Consider the following 565-nt stretch of genomic DNA (forward strand, 5'->3'; position numbering starts at 1 on the left):
AAATGACGGTCATGTTTGAACTTTCGCCGTAGGCGTTTGTTAGGTGAACCGCCGGGAATAATCGGCTCTGTCGCAATCACTTGATCTAACCGTTCGATTTCGTTAGTCAACTGCTCGGACGTTTTTTCAAGTGTTTTTGAGTCTGTCTTTGGCGCTTCATCTGACATTGCCAGATCAACTTTATTTTGAACGAGTTCCTGATAAAGGCCAGCAATTTTTTTATCTAGTTGTCCTTCAAACCTTTCGGAGGCCTTGCGCCAGACGAAGGTATACTTGTTGGCATCAGCAAGTAGTTTCGTACCATCGATGAATAATGCACTATCATCGATCAAGCCTTGGGCTTTTAATAATTGCCGAAAGCTCAAGAACATTGCCTCTACCAACCGCTTCATCTGGTCGGAAGAACGAAATCTATTGATGGTACGGTAACTAGGAACGGTATCTGGATCACCGATCAACCATTTAGTCGGAATATTCTCTTGAGCCATAGCCTCTATCTTACGGCCAGAAAAGTTTTGTCTGGTATAGGCAAATAAGATGACTTTTAAAAGCATTGCTGGATTAT

1 protein-coding gene is annotated in these 565 nt (G+C 42.7%); it reads right to left on the reverse strand.

Features of this window, described 5'->3' with window-relative positions; all coding sequences use genetic code 11:
• Positions 1-565, reverse strand: a 565-nt coding sequence (locus FHQ08_RS12645) for a transposase (RefSeq protein WP_230914747.1), incomplete at both ends; no start/stop codon positions are given.

The sequence above is a fragment of the Agrilactobacillus fermenti genome, from assembly GCF_021030645.1.
In the GTDB taxonomy this organism is placed as follows: Bacteria; Bacillota; Bacilli; order Lactobacillales; family Lactobacillaceae; genus Agrilactobacillus; species Agrilactobacillus fermenti.